Source organism: Halorussus salinisoli (genome assembly GCA_005239435.1).
Taxonomy (GTDB): Archaea; Halobacteriota; Halobacteria; order Halobacteriales; family Haladaptataceae; genus Halorussus; species Halorussus salinisoli.
Window position 1 is genome coordinate 430,222 of record ML241305.1, and the last position, 14,421, is coordinate 444,642.

Annotated in this window: 15 protein-coding genes and 1 pseudogene; 10 read left to right on the top strand and 6 right to left on the bottom strand. The window is 66.1% G+C overall.

Features of this window, described 5'->3' with window-relative positions; all coding sequences use genetic code 11:
• Positions 1–18: 18 nt before the first annotated feature.
• The 3 genes from E2484_RS02225 to E2484_RS02235 all read right to left on the bottom strand — a co-directional run bounded on the left by E2484_RS02225 (position 19) and on the right by E2484_RS02235 (position 2,136).
• Positions 19–738: a fumarylacetoacetate hydrolase family protein gene (locus tag E2484_RS02225; protein WP_137283592.1), complete on the bottom strand. Its 720-nt coding sequence runs from the start codon at positions 736–738 to the stop codon at positions 19–21.
• Positions 739–807: 69 nt separating this feature from the next.
• The gene (locus E2484_RS02230; protein ID WP_137283593.1) at positions 808–1,590 is read right to left on the bottom strand and encodes a DUF7388 family protein; all 783 of its coding nucleotides are present in this window, start codon (positions 1,588–1,590) and stop codon (positions 808–810) included.
• 189 nt (positions 1,591–1,779) lie between these two features.
• A complete protein-coding gene (locus E2484_RS02235) occupies positions 1,780–2,136 on the bottom strand; it encodes a nuclear transport factor 2 family protein (protein WP_137283594.1) in 357 nt (118 codons plus the stop codon).
• 95 nt (positions 2,137–2,231) lie between these two features.
• Between E2484_RS02235 and E2484_RS02240 the strand changes: the two genes are divergently transcribed.
• The 4 genes and pseudogenes from E2484_RS02240 to E2484_RS02255 all read left to right on the top strand — a co-directional run bounded on the left by E2484_RS02240 (position 2,232) and on the right by E2484_RS02255 (position 5,417).
• Positions 2,232–3,332: a pyridoxal phosphate-dependent aminotransferase gene (locus tag E2484_RS02240; protein WP_137283595.1), complete on the top strand. Its 1,101-nt coding sequence runs from the start codon at positions 2,232–2,234 to the stop codon at positions 3,330–3,332.
• 221 nt (positions 3,333–3,553) lie between these two features.
• A pseudogene (locus E2484_RS02245) lies at positions 3,554–4,057 on the top strand (anion permease); the annotation flags it as partial.
• Between the two features lie 124 nt (positions 4,058–4,181).
• Positions 4,182–4,682, top strand: coding sequence for a DUF7109 family protein (locus tag E2484_RS02250; protein ID WP_137283596.1), 501 nt, complete (start codon positions 4,182–4,184; stop codon positions 4,680–4,682).
• 129 nt (positions 4,683–4,811) lie between these two features.
• Positions 4,812–5,417, top strand: coding sequence for an NUDIX hydrolase (locus E2484_RS02255; RefSeq protein ID WP_137283597.1), 606 nt, complete (start codon positions 4,812–4,814; stop codon positions 5,415–5,417).
• A 302-nt stretch (positions 5,418–5,719) separates the two neighbouring features.
• Here E2484_RS02255 and E2484_RS02260 read toward each other — a convergent pair whose 3' ends face one another.
• Both E2484_RS02260 and E2484_RS02265 read right to left on the bottom strand, forming a co-directional pair.
• Complete coding sequence (locus E2484_RS02260) at positions 5,720–6,499, bottom strand: helix-hairpin-helix domain-containing protein (protein ID WP_137283598.1); 780 nt, start codon at positions 6,497–6,499, stop codon at positions 5,720–5,722.
• 27 nt (positions 6,500–6,526) lie between these two features.
• Positions 6,527–7,366, bottom strand: a complete 840-nt coding sequence (locus E2484_RS02265; protein WP_137283599.1) for a shikimate dehydrogenase — start codon at positions 7,364–7,366, stop codon at positions 6,527–6,529.
• A 124-nt stretch (positions 7,367–7,490) separates the two neighbouring features.
• Here E2484_RS02265 and E2484_RS02270 point away from each other — a divergent pair, with 124 nt between their 5' ends.
• The 6 genes from E2484_RS02270 to E2484_RS02295 all read left to right on the top strand — a co-directional run bounded on the left by E2484_RS02270 (position 7,491) and on the right by E2484_RS02295 (position 13,449).
• Complete coding sequence (locus E2484_RS02270; RefSeq protein WP_137283600.1) at positions 7,491–8,468, top strand: calcium/sodium antiporter; 978 nt, start codon at positions 7,491–7,493, stop codon at positions 8,466–8,468.
• Between the two features lie 47 nt (positions 8,469–8,515).
• On the top strand, positions 8,516–9,859 hold the full coding sequence (locus tag E2484_RS02275) for a sodium:calcium antiporter (RefSeq protein WP_137283601.1): 1,344 nt from the start codon (positions 8,516–8,518) through the stop codon (positions 9,857–9,859).
• A gap of 46 nt (positions 9,860–9,905) precedes the next feature.
• Positions 9,906–11,231, top strand: coding sequence for a D-aminoacyl-tRNA deacylase (locus E2484_RS02280; protein ID WP_137283602.1), 1,326 nt, complete (start codon positions 9,906–9,908; stop codon positions 11,229–11,231).
• 98 nt (positions 11,232–11,329) lie between these two features.
• A complete protein-coding gene (gene ftsZ, locus E2484_RS02285; RefSeq protein ID WP_137283603.1) occupies positions 11,330–12,475 on the top strand; it encodes a cell division protein FtsZ in 1,146 nt (381 codons plus the stop codon).
• Positions 12,476–12,833: 358 nt separating this feature from the next.
• The gene (locus E2484_RS02290; protein WP_135851823.1) at positions 12,834–13,001 is read left to right on the top strand and encodes a protein translocase SEC61 complex subunit gamma; all 168 of its coding nucleotides are present in this window, start codon (positions 12,834–12,836) and stop codon (positions 12,999–13,001) included.
• Between the two features lie 10 nt (positions 13,002–13,011).
• Positions 13,012–13,449, top strand: coding sequence for a transcription elongation factor Spt5 (locus E2484_RS02295; protein ID WP_135851822.1), 438 nt, complete (start codon positions 13,012–13,014; stop codon positions 13,447–13,449).
• 437 nt (positions 13,450–13,886) lie between these two features.
• Here the strand turns inward: E2484_RS02295 and E2484_RS02300 are convergent, their stop codons facing one another.
• Positions 13,887–14,366, bottom strand: coding sequence for an MGMT family protein (locus E2484_RS02300; protein ID WP_137283604.1), 480 nt, complete (start codon positions 14,364–14,366; stop codon positions 13,887–13,889).
• Between the last annotated feature and the right edge of the window lie 55 nt (positions 14,367–14,421).

Genomic DNA, 14,421 nt, shown 5'->3' on the forward strand with positions numbered 1-14,421 from the left:
CCACCGAAACGTCCGAACCTACTCCGGCGCGACGACTTCGTTTCGGAGCGTTCCGACGCCCTCGTAGGTGATTTCGACCTCGTCGCCCGGTTCGACGAGTCCCGGATTCGCCGGACTACCGAACGCGATTACGTCGCCCGGACGGAGGGTGAACCGCTCGGAGAGGAAGGAGACGACCTCGCGGGGACCGAACAGCATCAGTTCCGTGTTCGCCTCCTGTCGGCGTTCACCGGCGACGTCGGTCCGCACGTCGATGGCAGTCGGGTCCACGTCGGTCTCTATCCACGGCCCGAGCGGTGCCGACCCGTCGAACGCCTTCCGGGCCGTCCGACCCTGTTGGTCGAGCGCGTCCACGTCGTTCAATATCGTGTATCCGCGGACGACCTCGGACACCTCGTCGGGTGCGACGTTCCGACAGCGCTCACCGACGACCGCCGCCAGTTCCCCCGCGTAGGTGAGTTCGTCGGTGAACGTCGGGTACGGAATCGGCTCTCCGTGGGCCAGCAACGACGCCGGCGGCTTGACGAAGAAGTCCGGTTCGTCCGGGCGAGCGTAGTCCATCTGGTCGAGCGTCTCGGCGTAGTTGCGGCCGACGCAGTACAGCGCGGACGGTTCACACGGCGGGAGTAGTCTCCCGTCTCGGCCGACTTCGTAGGTGCCGTCGTCGGCGTAGACGAAACCGTCCTCGTACTCGCCACCGACAGGTCCGTCCGTGGTCAACAGGCGGGCGAATCGCATACCTCGCCTTCGAAATCGCCCGGGAAAGGAGTATCGACCCGAGCCGAATCGCGACAACGCCGATACGCGCTATCCGACGAACTCCTCGATGCCGCGGGCGGGGTAGCCGACCACCAGGTCGGCTCCGACTTCCTTGAGTCGGGCGACTTGTTCGCCGATTTCGGCGGGCGTTCCGACCAGTGCGTAGTCCCGGGTTGCGGCCGAGAGGACCTCACGCGCCCGACCGGTCGCGGCGCGGTCGGTCTCTGCTCCGTCGGGGAGCGCGCTCGCGACGGGACCTCTACGGGCGGCGTAGCCGCCGACCGCGTCCAGCACCTCGTCGTCGTCGTCGGTGAGGACGGTGGGTGCGTACACCGCGAGTTCGCCGTCGAATCCGGCGGCCCTGAGCGACCGCAGGTCTCGCTCGGTGGTTCGAGAGAGGAGTTCGAACTGGGTCGCCCCGGTCGCCAGCGCGAGTCGCTCGACGCCCTCGGTGCCGACCCACGCGGTGGAGTCGCGCTCGACCGCGGCCCGGAGTCGAGGTGCGACCGCTTTCCGGCGCTCCTCGTCGGTGAGATAGGCGGCGTGTCCGGCGACCGCGACCCGATTTACGCCCTCGGGAATCCGGTCGTAGTTGGCGTCGTCGCCGAGGGGGTCGAACCCGTCGGCCCTGACGGGCGTGGTCAGGCGAACCTCCTTCTCCCGTGCGATTCCGGCCAACGTCGCTTCGTCGGGGAGGTGTTCGCGCCCTTCGTAGTCGATGGCGACCGTCTCGAAGGGGAGTTCGACCGCGCGCGACACGTCGCACTCTGCGGGCTTGAGCGCCGCGGCATCCAGTCCAGTCTCGATGATAGTCTTTCCAGTCGTCAGCATCTGCGAACACCTTCAGTAATAGTCACTCGTGCTACTCGTCTACTGCCCGTGCGGAACGCGATCCATCGTCTGTGCGACCATGTAGCCACCTGTACCTGCGGGACGGTGAAAAACGTATCGGCACGCACGATTCTTACCATCCCGCCCGAGTTCGCGCTCGAAAACGGTTCTCCCTCTCGAAGCCGTCACTCACACCTCGTCCCGGTCGGTGTAGGTCCAGCGCTCGGTGATCTGTCCGTCCTCGTCGAACCGGTGGAAGTCGGCGAAGCCGAACGACACTTCCTCGCCGTCCTGGACGCCGGTGAACTCGCCTCGAACCGCGACGGTGTCGCCGTCGGCGGTGACGTCGTGAATCTCGTGGTTGCCCTCTTCGAGCGGCCGGTCTTCGAGGTAGAACTCGCGGAACTCCGCCATTCCGGAGAGGTTCGACTGGCCGGGGCGCTCGTAGGTCACGTCGGCGGCGAACAGCGAGAACACCGACTCGTAGTCCTCGGCGTCGATGTAATCGTAGTACGTCCGAACGTTCTCCGGGTTCGCAGTGTCCATAGGTGAACCATCGACGCCCGGTTTGTAGTTCCTTTCGGAGCGACGGGGTGGCACCGAACGAAAGAAAGACCTACCCGGCGCGCGAGCGTCTCACCATGGAATACGACACGCCGCTGTTCTTCCACGTGATGCAGTACGCCGCGGAGGCCGACCGAGACGTAGTGGACATGGTGAGCGGGAACCCCGACTGGGGGTCGCCCGACGCCGTCAGCGAGGGACTCCACGAGTACGCCGACCTCGGCGGTAGGGACTTCCAGTACCCGCCGAGCGAGGGTCTCCGGGGACTCCGCGAGGAGATCGCCGAGCGTCGGAACGTAGACCAGTCCCAGGTCGTCGTGACCAACGGCGGCGGCGAAGCTAACTACCTCGCCATGGCTCGCGCGCTGGAGCGCGAACGCGGGTCGGAGTTCGTCCTCACCGACCCCGTGTACCCCTACTATCCGGGCAAGACGACGATGCTCGGCGCGACCGCTCGGTACGTCGCCACCGCCGAAGACGGCTCTCTCGACCCTGCAGAGGTGCGCGAAGCTGCCAGCGAGGAGACTGCGGCAATCGTGGTCAACACGCCGAACAACCCCACTGGCGCGGTCTACGACGAGGAGACGATGCGCGAACTCGTGGCAATCGCCGAGGAGTACGACGCCCTGCTGGTGAGCGACGAGGTGTACGACCACTTCGACTTCTCCGGGACGTTCACTTCGGCGCTGTCGTTCGACTCGGACCACCGCGTCGTCACCAACTCCTACTCGAAGACGTTCGCCATCACCGGCTTTCGCGTGGGGTACGCCGTCTTCCCCGAGTCGCTGGTGGACGTGGCCAAGACCCGCCACATGCTGACCAACGTCGCCACTACCCGACCCGGCCAGTACGCGGTCCTCCACGCCCTGCGGAACACCGACCCGGCCTACTACGAGGCGAACCGCGAACTCCTCCGCGAGCGCGTCGAGACGTTCACCTCGGCGCTGGACGCCGCGGGTGCCGACTACTCCTCGCCCGACGGCGCGTTCTACGTGATGGCCCGCTTCCCCGGGTTCCCCGGCACGCTGGAGAACGTCGAGCGACTCGTCGACGAGGCGGGCGTCGCGGGCATGCCGGGCGAGGCGTTCGGCGAGTCCCGCGACGACTGGCTCCGGTTCGCGCTGGTGAGTCCCCGAGTCGAGGAGGCCGCCGACAGACTCGCGGATTACTTCGCGTAGGCGTGGCTCTCGGTCGTCGGATTGGCTCAGCCGCTTCCGGGTAGTCGGACTGGCGGTCCTCGACCCCGACGTTCGAGCGACCGCACGAAACGTCCGGACGGGATTGGCCCCGTCCTCGTATTTGAACCTTCGTGTCGGCGAAGTGGTCGTACCGACGGTCGTTCGGACCGTCGAATCCGACAAGACGTTAATAGCCTCAGGTACGTACTGGCGACCGAACCGTGACCGACGTGCTACTGCTCGGTGGTGCGTTCATCGCCTGCTTCGTCGCGTACAACATCGGGGGTGCGACTACCGGCCCGGCGTTCGGCCCCGCAGTCGGTTCCGGAGCCGTCACCAAGGTCACCGCCGCGGGCCTGATGGCGCTGTTTTTCTTCGCTGGCGCGTGGACGATCGGCCGACGGGTCGTCGATACTCTCGGCCGAGAACTGGTCCGCGACCCGACGCTGTTCACGCTCCCGGTCAGCATCGTCGTCCTGTTTTTCATCGGCGGTGCGCTACTGGTCGGTAACGTCTCCGGCGCTCCGGCCTCTACGTCCACGACTGCGGTCGGCGCGATTGCGGGATTGGGGCTCACAACGGGGGAGTTGAACTGGGCGGTAGTCGGCGAGACTCTGGCGTGGTGGCTCCTCTCGCCCGTCGTTGGATTCTGGGCGTCCGTCATGATCGGCCGGTACGTCTACCCGCGTCTCGACCGAAGTCGAGTCCGAACTCGTCGAACGGGTCGGCGAAATCGACGAGGAACTCGCGGCGGAACTCGAAGAGCGACTCGACCGGGAGGCGAGTTCGAGTTGAGTCACCCTGGTTCCGAACAACTAAGCCCCCGGGACGACCGCTACCGCATAACGAATGGCCGACACCAGAGACGAACTCGCCGGGGTAGTGGACCTCTTCGGCGGACTCGCCCGCGACGAACTCGAACAGGCCCTGGTCGAACTCGCGTTCAAGCAGGGCAAGCAGGTCGAACGCGAGGCGTTCACGGCCGAAATCGAGCGTGCGGTCGAAGCGTACTATCTCGTGGAAACCGAGTACGAAACCGGGGACGACGAGGGCGACGACTCGGAGGACGGGACCGAAACCGTTCTCGTCGCCGGACCCGCGGCCTTCCCCACGGTGCCCGAGAACGGCGAGGACCTGCCACACATCCTCGACGTGCCCGACAGGGAGTTGGACCGCGAGGGACTCGGCGAGGCGGTCGCCGAGCGCCTGCACGAGGAGAGTCGAACGGTCGCGGCCGCGGGCGACGCCGAACGCGCCGAGGAGTTGCTGGACGTGAGCTACGACCTCGAAGCGTGGGCACCCGTCGAAACCGACGACGTTCGCGAGACGCTCGACCGGGCGTTCGAGTAGCGGAGCGGTTCGAGTGGCGAGGAGAATCGACTCGGACGCCGACCGAACTCCCCGTCGACCGGGAGGACCTCCCGTCAGCGGCGAACCGAGGACGGGCAAATTAAGACGCCGGGGTACGACGTTCGGGGTATGGAGTTGGGTCGCGTGGCCGACCACGTCCCGCGGGACGTTCCGGACGAGGACCACGACGCGGCGGTGTTGGCCCCGGTGGTGGAGCGGGAGGGCGACCACTACCTCCTGTTCACCAAGCGGGCCGACCACCTCGGCGAACACGCCGGACAGATGAGTTTTCCGGGCGGCGGCCGCGAACCGAGCGACGCCGACCTCCGGGCGACCGCGCTCCGCGAGGCCGAGGAGGAGATCGGACTCCGCGCCGACGAGGCCGACGTGGTGGGCCGACTCGACGACATCCGGACCACGAGCAGGTACGCGGTCACGCCCTACGTCGCCACCGTCCCCGACCGAACGTACACGCCCGACGAGCGCGAAGTCGCCGAAATCGCGGTGCTTCCGGTCACGGAACTGCTGGACCTGGACAACTACGAGAGCGAGCGCCGAGAACACCCCCAGTACGGCGAGGCCATCGTCCACTTCTTCCACGTCGGCGGCTACACGGTGTGGGGCGCGACGGCCCGGATTCTGGTCCAACTGCTGGAGTTGACGACCGACTGGCGCGCGCCGGAGACCGTCGATAGAGTGGTAGACCCCGACGCCGACGTTCGGCAAGAAAATTGATTGTTCGAGGTGCATTATTGATTCTTTCAGCAATACACTCGTGTTTCTACCGATTACACAGTTATCTAAGAGACGGAGAAATGCGGCTTCGAGGCGAGCGTGTCGTGGTCCCCGATGGAGAACTGATTTGGTTCGAAAGCCACCGCCCGGAGGTTAGTTCGGCCTGCCATCGCTTCGCCGAACGATGGGTCGTCGCAGAATCGCCGAAAGACGTCTCGTAGAAAAGTTCCAGACTGGAGCGGGTCACGGACTCACGGCTATTCCGCGGTCGAATCGGACCGAAGGAGTACGGACCGACCGGCTTACCGCGCCTGCGCTCGGTCTATCCACGACGAGATGCGCTTGTCCGAGAGACCGGTCTCCTCGGCGAGTTGCTCGGCGTCGGCCTTCGCCAGTTCGGTCACGTCGGCGACGCCCGCGTCGCGGAGTCGCTCGGCGTAGGCCGGACCGATGCCCTTCACGTCTTCGAGGGGTTCGCCCTCTCCGACGGGTTCGTCGGCGGCCGCGTCTGGTTCCTCGCTCTCGCTCTCCTCGGGCGTCGGTTCGGGTTCGTCGCCCGCGCTCTGGGAAGGTTCGGCCGCGTCCATCGACGGCTGGACCGCCTCCGCGGGTTCTGTCGCGTCGTCGCGCTGGCCCTCGACGCTCTCGGCTTCCGGAGCGGTCGTCACGTCCTCGGTACTGATACCCGTCTCGGCCTCGGACTCGTCGTCGGTCGCCTCGGCTTCTTCGATGTCCGCTTCGACTTCTCCGGCTTCCTCGGTACTCTCTTCGACTTCCCCGGTACTCGCCTCGGCTTCCGCCGCCGTTTCGGCGTCGGCGGTTTCGGCAGTCGGTTCGTCGGTCGCACTGCGTTCCGCTCCGTCGGGTTCCTCGCGCTCCGCCGCAGTCTCGTCGGGTTCCTCGGCCTCGCTGGACTCCTCCGTGCCGGTGTCGACGCCTTCGACGGCGCTCTCGACTTCCGAATCCGGTTCGACCGACTCGTCGGGTTCGCGCTCGATGGTGACGCCGGACTCGCTCCGACGGACCTGCGAGCGGTCGTCCTCGAGACCAAGCAACGACTTCAGCTTCGTGAGCAGTCCCATTTGCGCGACAGTAGACGGCCGTGGTACTTAAAGCCGTGCCCGAAGCGCCTCGTTCATCGCGTCCACGGGCGCGTCCCGACCTGTCCACCGCTCGAACGCTTCGACTCCCTGATACAGAAGCATCCACGCGCCGTCGATGGTCGTCGCGCCGCGCTCGCGGGCGTCCCGGAGGAGGCGAGTGTCGAGCGGCCGATACACCGCGTCGAGTACCGCGAGGTCGGCGTGGAGCGCGTCGGACGGGACCGGTGAGCGGTCCTCCTCCATCCCGACACTGGTGGCGTTGATTACCACGTCGGCGTCCGAAACGCGCGTTCCGAGCGAGTCGAGCCCCCCCGAAGTGACGCGCTCGGAGACGTCCGGCGTCTCGCGTCCGACGTCGGCGACGAGTCGCTCGGCGCGCTCGACCGTCCGGTTGGCGACGTGAACCGCCGCGCCCGCGTCGGCGAGCGCGAACGCGGCCGCGCGGGCCGCACCGCCTGCGCCGACGACCACGGCGTCCCGTTCGGCCAGCGTCACGTCGTGGTGGGCGAACGACCGGCGCACGCCCGCGGCGTCGGTGTTGTGCCCGGTCGGTGCGTCGTCTGCCGCGTCGCCGTCCGGGAAGTCGATGGTGTTGACCGCGCCGATGCGGGCCGCGAGGTCGTCGGCTTCGACGTGGGGTAGCGCCGCCTCCTTGAACGGAATCGTGACGTTCAGGCCCGCGACGCCGAGCGCCCGCGCACCGTCGATCGCCGCGCCGAGGTCGTCGGGGGCCGGCTCGAAGGTGACGTACCGCGCGTCCATTCCGAGTTCGTCGTATGCGGCCTCGTGCATCGGTGGTGACAGCGAGTGGCCCACGGGGTTGCCGAGGAGTCCGAACACGTCCATGTCCGGCGCAAAGTCGGCGACTGGGTTAACTACTGGGTTCCGCGACCGTGTGACCGGTTCTCAGAAGATATAATTATCCAAGTACTTATTTCGCTTCTCTGATTCGGACGCCAATAGAGAACAGATGATACCGCTCCAAACGTTAGCAGATTCGTTCGCTTCGGTCGATACGCTCTATCTCTTGGGGGGCATCCTCCTGCTGTATCTCGGTGCGGAGTTGCTGGTCGACAGCGCCTCGTCGCTGGCAGTCGGCTACGGCATCGCGCCCGCGACCGTCGGCGTCACCGTCGTCGCGTTCTCGACGACTGCACCCGAACTGTTCGTCAGTTTCGTGGGCGGCATCGGCATCTCCGGCGACATCGGACTGGGCAACATCATCGGGTCGAACATCGCCAACATCGGGTTGGTCCTCGGCGCGTCGGCGCTCGTCCAACCGCTGTCGGTCGACTCGAAGGTGCTCTGGCGACACGGCCCGTTCATGCTCGCGGCCGCGGTCCTGCTCGTCGTCCTCGGGAGCGACGGGACGCTCGGCCAGATGGACGGCGTGGGGATGCTCGCCCTGCTGGCCGTCTTCACCGGGTACATGCTCTACCAGTCCCGGACTGCCGACGAGGAGGCCGTCCCCGAGGAGATGCAAGTCGAGGTGGACGCGGAATCAGTCAGCGCCCGACAAGTTGCGGTGCTGGCGGGCGCCGGGGCCTGTCTGCTCGGAGGCTCGGCCGGTCTCGTACAGGGCGGCACCGGCCTCCTCCGGTCGTTCGGCTTCGGCGACCTCTTCATCGGCATCACCATCATCGCGTTCGGCACGTCGCTGCCCGAACTGGCGACCTCGCTCGTGAGTTCGCTCCGCGACGAGGCCGAGTTCAGCATCGGAAACGTCGTCGGGTCGAACATCTACAACGTCCTCGCGGTCATCGGCCTGCTCGCGGTGGTCAATCCCCTGTCGGTGGGCGCGAACGTCCAGTCGTTCCACTTCCCGATAATGATTGCCTTCACCATCGGCGCGATGGCGCTGATGGCCGTCGACCGCCGCATCTCGCGGCCGAGCGGCGTCGCGCTCGTCGGAGCGTACGGCGGCTTCGTCTATCTTCTGCTCCCCTAAGGCGTAACGCAAGACCTACTTTTCGCGGTGAGCTATGCACGGACAGAATGTTGGGTCGTTTACGTCATCCGCTCTCCGCAGTCGGTGCGACGACGGCGCTCACGCTCCCGTGGGTCTTCGTCTGGGCGACGGGGAGCACGCACGCTCTGAGTCACCTCCAGACGGTCGCCATCACCGGGCTCGCGGTGCTCGGCGCCTCCTTCATGCTCGCGTGGGCAGCCGAGACGGCCGAGAAGGACGTGCCGCGCGCGTTCGCGATCGCCGTGCTGGCGGTCCTCGCCGTCGCCCCCGAGTACGCGGTGGACGCGCTCTACGCGTGGACGGCCGGCGCCAACGTCGGCACCGAGCGCGGCATGGAGGCCGCGAACCTCGCGGTCGCGAACATGACCGGCGCGAACCGCATCCTCATCGGGCTCGGCTGGTCGGGCATCGCGCTGTTCACGGTGTATCGCGCCGGGAGCGCGGCGGACCCCGCAGTGGTCGAGCAGCCCGGGTTCCTGAGGAACAAGATCCAGATAGACCGCGACCTCGCGACCGAAATCGCGTTCCTGCTCGCCGCGACCGCCTACGCCTTCTTCGTGCCGCTCGGCGGCGGCATCGGCATGATAGATACCGTCTTCCTCGTCGGTCTGTACGCGATCTACATCGGCATCATCATCCGGGGCGACGTCGAGGAACACGACGAGCAGGTCGGCGTTCCGGCGTACTTCCAGAACTACCCCAGACTGCCCCGCGTCGCCAGCGTCCTCTTGTTGTTCGGCTACTCCGGTGGGATGATCTACACCGCGGTCCACCCGTTCGCGCACGGACTGGAGAGCCTCGGCCTCCAGTTCGGCATCCCGCCGTTCTTCATGATCCAGTGGATCGCGCCGCTGGCCTCCGAGTCGCCCGAACTCATCGTGGTCGCGTACCTCGTCAACAAGGCACGCTCGACCGCCGGGTTCAACGCGCTCATCTCCTCGAAGCTCAACCAGTGGACGCTCCTCATCGGGACGCTCGCGGTGGTCTACAGCATCGCGGCGGGGGCCGTCGGGTCGCTCCCCTTCGACGAGAAGCAGGCGGCCGAGATATGGATTACCGCGGCCCAGAGCTTCTTCGCCCTCGGCGTGCTGGCGAACTTCGAGATCAGCGTCCGGGAAGCGGTCGTGCTCCTGGTCCTCTTCGTCTCGCAGGTCGTCGCCGAGTTCTGGGTCATCCAGACGATGGGCGAAGCGCAGGCAGGCGAGTTGAGCATGCTCATCCTCTACGCCTACACCGCGGTCTACGTGGTTCTCGGTGTCATCCTGTTCGTCGCGCGGCGCGACGAACTTCGGGGCATCTTCGACCGCACGGCCACGAACGCCCGCAACGCCCTTCCGGGACAGTCCGAACCGGTCGAACACGCCGACTAACTCCCATTCGACGCGCTTTTCTTTCGGTCCCGTCGTAGTTTCTGGCGTGATTGCCATCGTCGTCAGCAGAGCCGACTCGGCCTCCGAACACATCGGCGACCACCTGCTGGACCTCGCCGAGTGGGAGACCCGCGAGGACGAGACGCGGCCCGACGAAGCGGGCGGTGGAACGGTGTACTACCGCCAGAACTTCGAACTCCGCGAGTTCGACGCCCTCCACCTCGAAATCGAGGACGCCGGTGCCGCGTTTTCGGACCCCGACCTGCTCGTGTTCGCCTCCCGCCACTCCGGCGACACGGGCGAGTTGTTGACGGCCCACTTCACGGGGAACTTCGGCCCGGCCGAGTACGGCGGCGTCGAGGGCGGCCTCGCGGAAGCGTGCCCGAACGCTCACGCGCGCCTACTCGAAGGATTCGAGGAGTACGCGCCCGAGTCGTACGAAGTCGGCATGGAGTGTACACACCACGGTCCCTCGGAGGTGGGCGTCCCCTCGCTGTTCGCGGAGTTGGGGAGCGACGAAGCCCAGTGGGACGACCCCGATGCCGCGCGCGCAGTCGCGCAGGCCATCCTCGACCTGGCGGGAGTCGAACCCCACCGCGAGCGACAGATCGTGGGCTTCGGCGGAGGCCACTACGTCCCGCGGTTCACCCGCATCGAGCGCGAGACCGACTGGGCGGTCGGTCACATCGCGGCCGACTGGGTGCTGGACGCGATGGGGTCGCCCGACGAGAACCGCGAGGTCGTTCGTCGCGCCTTCGAGGAGAGTCGCGCAGAGCGTGCGGTCGTCGAAGGCGACTGTCCGGAATTGAAACGGGTCGTCGCGGATTTGGGGTACGACGTGGTGAGCGAGACGTGGACGCACGAGACCACCGACGTTCCGCTCGAACTGGTCGCCGACCTCGAAGCCGACCTCTCGCCGGTCGCCGAGGGCCTGCGCTTCGGCGACTTAGCGCCGGGTTACGAGGGCGACTACGAACGCACCGACCTACCGGCCGACCTGCTCGCGGAGGCGCAGGGCATCGACGCCGAGGCCGCGCGCGAGGCGGTCGAGTCTCACGCGGTCGCGTTCGAGACCGAACAGAGCGGAACCCAAGCGGCGGGCCGGGCCGCGGTTCGGGAACCCGCCGACCGCGAGGCGCTGGTGGACGCCCTGGCGGACGTTCTCCGGACCAAGTACGATTCCGTCGCGCGCGAGGACGGCGAGGTCGTGGCCCGTGAAACCGCGTTCGACCCAGAGAAGGCCAGAACGTTGGGTATTCAGGAGGGGCCGGCGTTCGGCAAACTCTCGGCGGGCCAGTCGGTCACGGTAGACGGCGAGGAAATCGCCCCGGAAACTGTTCGGTCCGAACGAATTCGCCGATTTTCGACCTGAATTCGGCTTAGCAACGTGCTAAATGTCACCTAACGTCATACGTGCGTCCGACATAGAGGGGAAAGATAATTACGCTCCGTTCTCAAGCCAACTTCAGCATGGACTCGTTAGTGGAAGACGCCATCGAGGAAGCCGAGGGGGGACAGGATTCCCGACAGCCCAGTTCGGGGGCTGGGTCGCAGACGCAAGCCGCGAACGCGTCGGGGACGATGACCGACGAGGAACTCAAGGACGTTCTCCAGGACCTCCAGACCGACATCACCGTCGTCGGTTGTGGCGGAGCCGGTGGCAACACGGTAAACCGGATGGCCGAAGAGGGCATCCACGGCGCGAAGTTGGTCGCCGCCAACACCGACGTACAGCACCTCGTGGAGATCGAGGCCGACACCAAGATTCTGATGGGCGAGCAGAAGACCCAGGGCCGCGGTGCCGGCTCGCTCCCCCAGGTCGGCGAAGAGGCCGCCATCGAGAGCCAAGAGGAGATCTACGACGCGATTCAGGGCTCGGACATGGTGTTCGTCACCGCCGGACTCGGCGGTGGTACCGGCACCGGTTCGGCCCCGGTCGTCGCCAAGGCCGCCCGCGAGTCGGGCGCGCTGACCATCTCCATCGTGACGACGCCGTTCACCGCCGAAGGCGAGGTCCGGCGCACGAACGCCGAGGCCGGTCTGGAGCGACTCCGCGACGTGAGCGACACCGTCATCGTCGTGCCGAACGACCGCCTGCTCGACTCCGTGGGGAAACTCCCCGTCCGGCAGGCGTTCAAGGTCGCCGACGAAGTACTGATGCGCTCGGTGAAGGGGATTACCGAACTCATCACCAAGCCCGGTCTCGTGAATCTGGACTTCGCCGACGTTCGCACCGTCATGGAGAAGGGTGGCGTGGCGATGATCGGACTCGGCGAGAGCGACTCGGACGCCAAAGCGCAGGACTCGGTGAAGTCCGCGCTCCGGTCGCCACTGCTCGACGTGGACATCTCGGGCGCGAACTCCGCGCTGGTCAACGTCACGGGTGGCAACGACATGTCCATCGAGGAGGCCGAGGGCGTCGTCGAGGAGATATACGACCGCATCGACCCCGACGCTCGCATCATCTGGGGGACCTCCATCGACGAGGAACTCGACGGCGAGATGCGCACGATGATAGTCGTCACCGGCGTCGAGTCCCCGCAGATTTACGGCCGCAACGAGGCCCAGCAGGCCAAGGCCAACAAGCGGCTTCAGGACATCGACTACGTGGAGTAGTCCGACGCGTTCGCACGATTTCCGGAGCAGATAGGGGCCGCCCTGCCCCGTTCTCCCCTCGCTCGGAGTCTCGGGAGCGACTACTGTAGCGGCGACTCGGAACCGTTTTCGCTTCTGTCGTGCCGTCGTATCGCGGCCGGCCCGCCGGTTGCGCTCTAACCGAACGAGCTACGGAACGCGCTCTACCGAGCAGACCACCGTCGAGCGTGCGGGCTTTCGAGACCATCGTCGTCGCAGAATCTACCGTTACTCCGAAGGGGCCGACCGGGACCCCCAAACGCAGGTCGGAGACCGCACCGACGACTCGTCGCGACTATAGCAATAGATAGAAAAAGGACGGCCTCTTAGCTCCGGTAACATGGACGTCAAGCTCGACCTCTCGTCGTACGTGCGGGTGTTGAAACTCGCCAGCACGCCCTCGTGGGAGGAGTTCTCGAAAATCTCGAAGATCGCCGGTGCCGGAATCATCCTCGTGGGCCTGCTCGGCTTTATCATCTTCGCCATCATGAGTTTCCTCCCAGCGTAGGTGACCCAGAATGGCAATGTACGCAGTCAAGACGACCGCGAGTCAGGAGCGCACCGTTGCGGACATGATAATCAACCGGGAAGAGCCGGAGATTCACGCCGCGCTCGCGCCCGACTCGCTGACGAGTTACGTGATGGTCGAAGCCGACAACGACGCCGTCATCAGTCGCGTCCTCGAAGAGATTCCGCACGCTCGGAGCATGGTGCCCGGCGCGAGCGACATCTCCGAGGTGGAACACTTCCTGTCGCCCACGCCCGACGTGGAGGGCATCGCCGAAGGCGACATCGTGGAGCTCATCGCCGGGCCGTTCAAGGGCGAGAAGGCGCAGGTCCAGCGGATCGACGAGGGCAAGGACCAGGTGACGGTGGAACTGTACGAGGCGACGGTTCCGATTCCCGTGACGGTCCGCGGCGACCAGATTCGAGTGCTGGACAGCGAAGAGCGGTAACGTCGTCGTCACTGTTTTTCGTCACTGTTCGAGTTGTGCCACGATGTACTGGGGCCACATAGTACCGTCCAGCATCGAAACGGTGAGTTCGGATAGTTCGTCGAAGCTAGCTACTGCTTGAACCAATCAAACCGCGACCGCACAGCACCGCGACCGCACACCACAACTGCGACCGCAGACCACGACCGCGACTGCGACCGCCGACTTTCTCGACCTCCTTCCCTCCTCGATTTCCTTACCTCCTCGACCTCTCCAGCGCACGCTGATGGCGCGGCGCACAGGTGCGCCGCGCCGACCACCGAGGGAATCAAATATACATCTTTAGTAATTGAATGTATTTCCTAAGCAATCGAATACCTATCTCTATCAGCTCCGGCCTCGTCAGCGACCGGCCGAATCCTCGGCGACCGAACTCACACGTCTTCGAGCGACCGGCCCTACAACTCCTCCAGCGACCGAAGTTTCTGCTCGACCACCGCTGGTGCGGCGCTCGGGCCGTCTCGGACCCGGTGGTCCGGAATCAGCAGGGGAGCGGGGTTCTGGTCCAGCGCGGTCCGGACCACGTTCAGGTCGTCCTCGTCGGTGTGGTCGATGCCGCTGGTCATCCGCGCCAACGTCTCGACGTTGACCTGCTCTCCGTAGGGAATCCCGCGGACGCGCTCCAACACGCTGCGCTGGTCGGTCGGCACCGTGAGGGCGACTTCCACGTCCTCGAAGTCGTCGTCCTCGACGCCGTCCAGGTAGTCGAAGATGCGGTCGAGCAGGTCGTGGTCCTCCCGGGCCTCCTCGTCGGGCGTGTCCGGGAACGAGACGCTGAGGACGCGTCCGCTCGCCACTCCGAGTTGAACGTAACGGCCCAGATACGGTGATTCGCGCGCGAAGATGCCAGCGTCGTCGGCGTCGCCCGTGTCGTTCATGTCCGGCGCTTCGGGCGGTTCGGACTTGAAGATTCCGCGGGCGACCGACTCCGCG

Excerpts from the sequence above, each read along its gene's own strand:
- E2484_RS02225 (WP_137283592.1), bottom strand. The coding sequence starts at position 738 with ATGCGATTCGCCCGCCTGTTGACCACGGACGGACCTGTCGGTGGCGAG.
- E2484_RS02230 (WP_137283593.1), bottom strand. The coding sequence starts at position 1,590 with ATGCTGACGACTGGAAAGACTATCATCGAGACTGGACTGGATGCCGCG.
- E2484_RS02235 (WP_137283594.1), bottom strand. The coding sequence starts at position 2,136 with ATGGACACTGCGAACCCGGAGAACGTTCGGACGTACTACGATTACATC.
- E2484_RS02240 (WP_137283595.1), top strand. The coding sequence starts at position 2,232 with ATGGAATACGACACGCCGCTGTTCTTCCACGTGATGCAGTACGCCGCG.
- E2484_RS02250 (WP_137283596.1), top strand. The coding sequence starts at position 4,182 with ATGGCCGACACCAGAGACGAACTCGCCGGGGTAGTGGACCTCTTCGGC.
- E2484_RS02255 (WP_137283597.1), top strand. The coding sequence starts at position 4,812 with ATGGAGTTGGGTCGCGTGGCCGACCACGTCCCGCGGGACGTTCCGGAC.
- E2484_RS02260 (WP_137283598.1), bottom strand. The coding sequence starts at position 6,499 with ATGGGACTGCTCACGAAGCTGAAGTCGTTGCTTGGTCTCGAGGACGAC.
- E2484_RS02265 (WP_137283599.1), bottom strand. The coding sequence starts at position 7,366 with ATGGACGTGTTCGGACTCCTCGGCAACCCCGTGGGCCACTCGCTGTCA.
- E2484_RS02270 (WP_137283600.1), top strand. The coding sequence starts at position 7,491 with ATGATACCGCTCCAAACGTTAGCAGATTCGTTCGCTTCGGTCGATACG.
- E2484_RS02275 (WP_137283601.1), top strand. The coding sequence starts at position 8,516 with ATGTTGGGTCGTTTACGTCATCCGCTCTCCGCAGTCGGTGCGACGACG.
- ftsZ (WP_137283603.1), top strand. The coding sequence starts at position 11,330 with ATGGACTCGTTAGTGGAAGACGCCATCGAGGAAGCCGAGGGGGGACAG.
- E2484_RS02290 (WP_135851823.1), top strand. The coding sequence starts at position 12,834 with ATGGACGTCAAGCTCGACCTCTCGTCGTACGTGCGGGTGTTGAAACTC.
- E2484_RS02295 (WP_135851822.1), top strand. The coding sequence starts at position 13,012 with ATGGCAATGTACGCAGTCAAGACGACCGCGAGTCAGGAGCGCACCGTT.
- E2484_RS02300 (WP_137283604.1), bottom strand. The coding sequence starts at position 14,366 with ATGAACGACACGGGCGACGCCGACGACGCTGGCATCTTCGCGCGCGAA.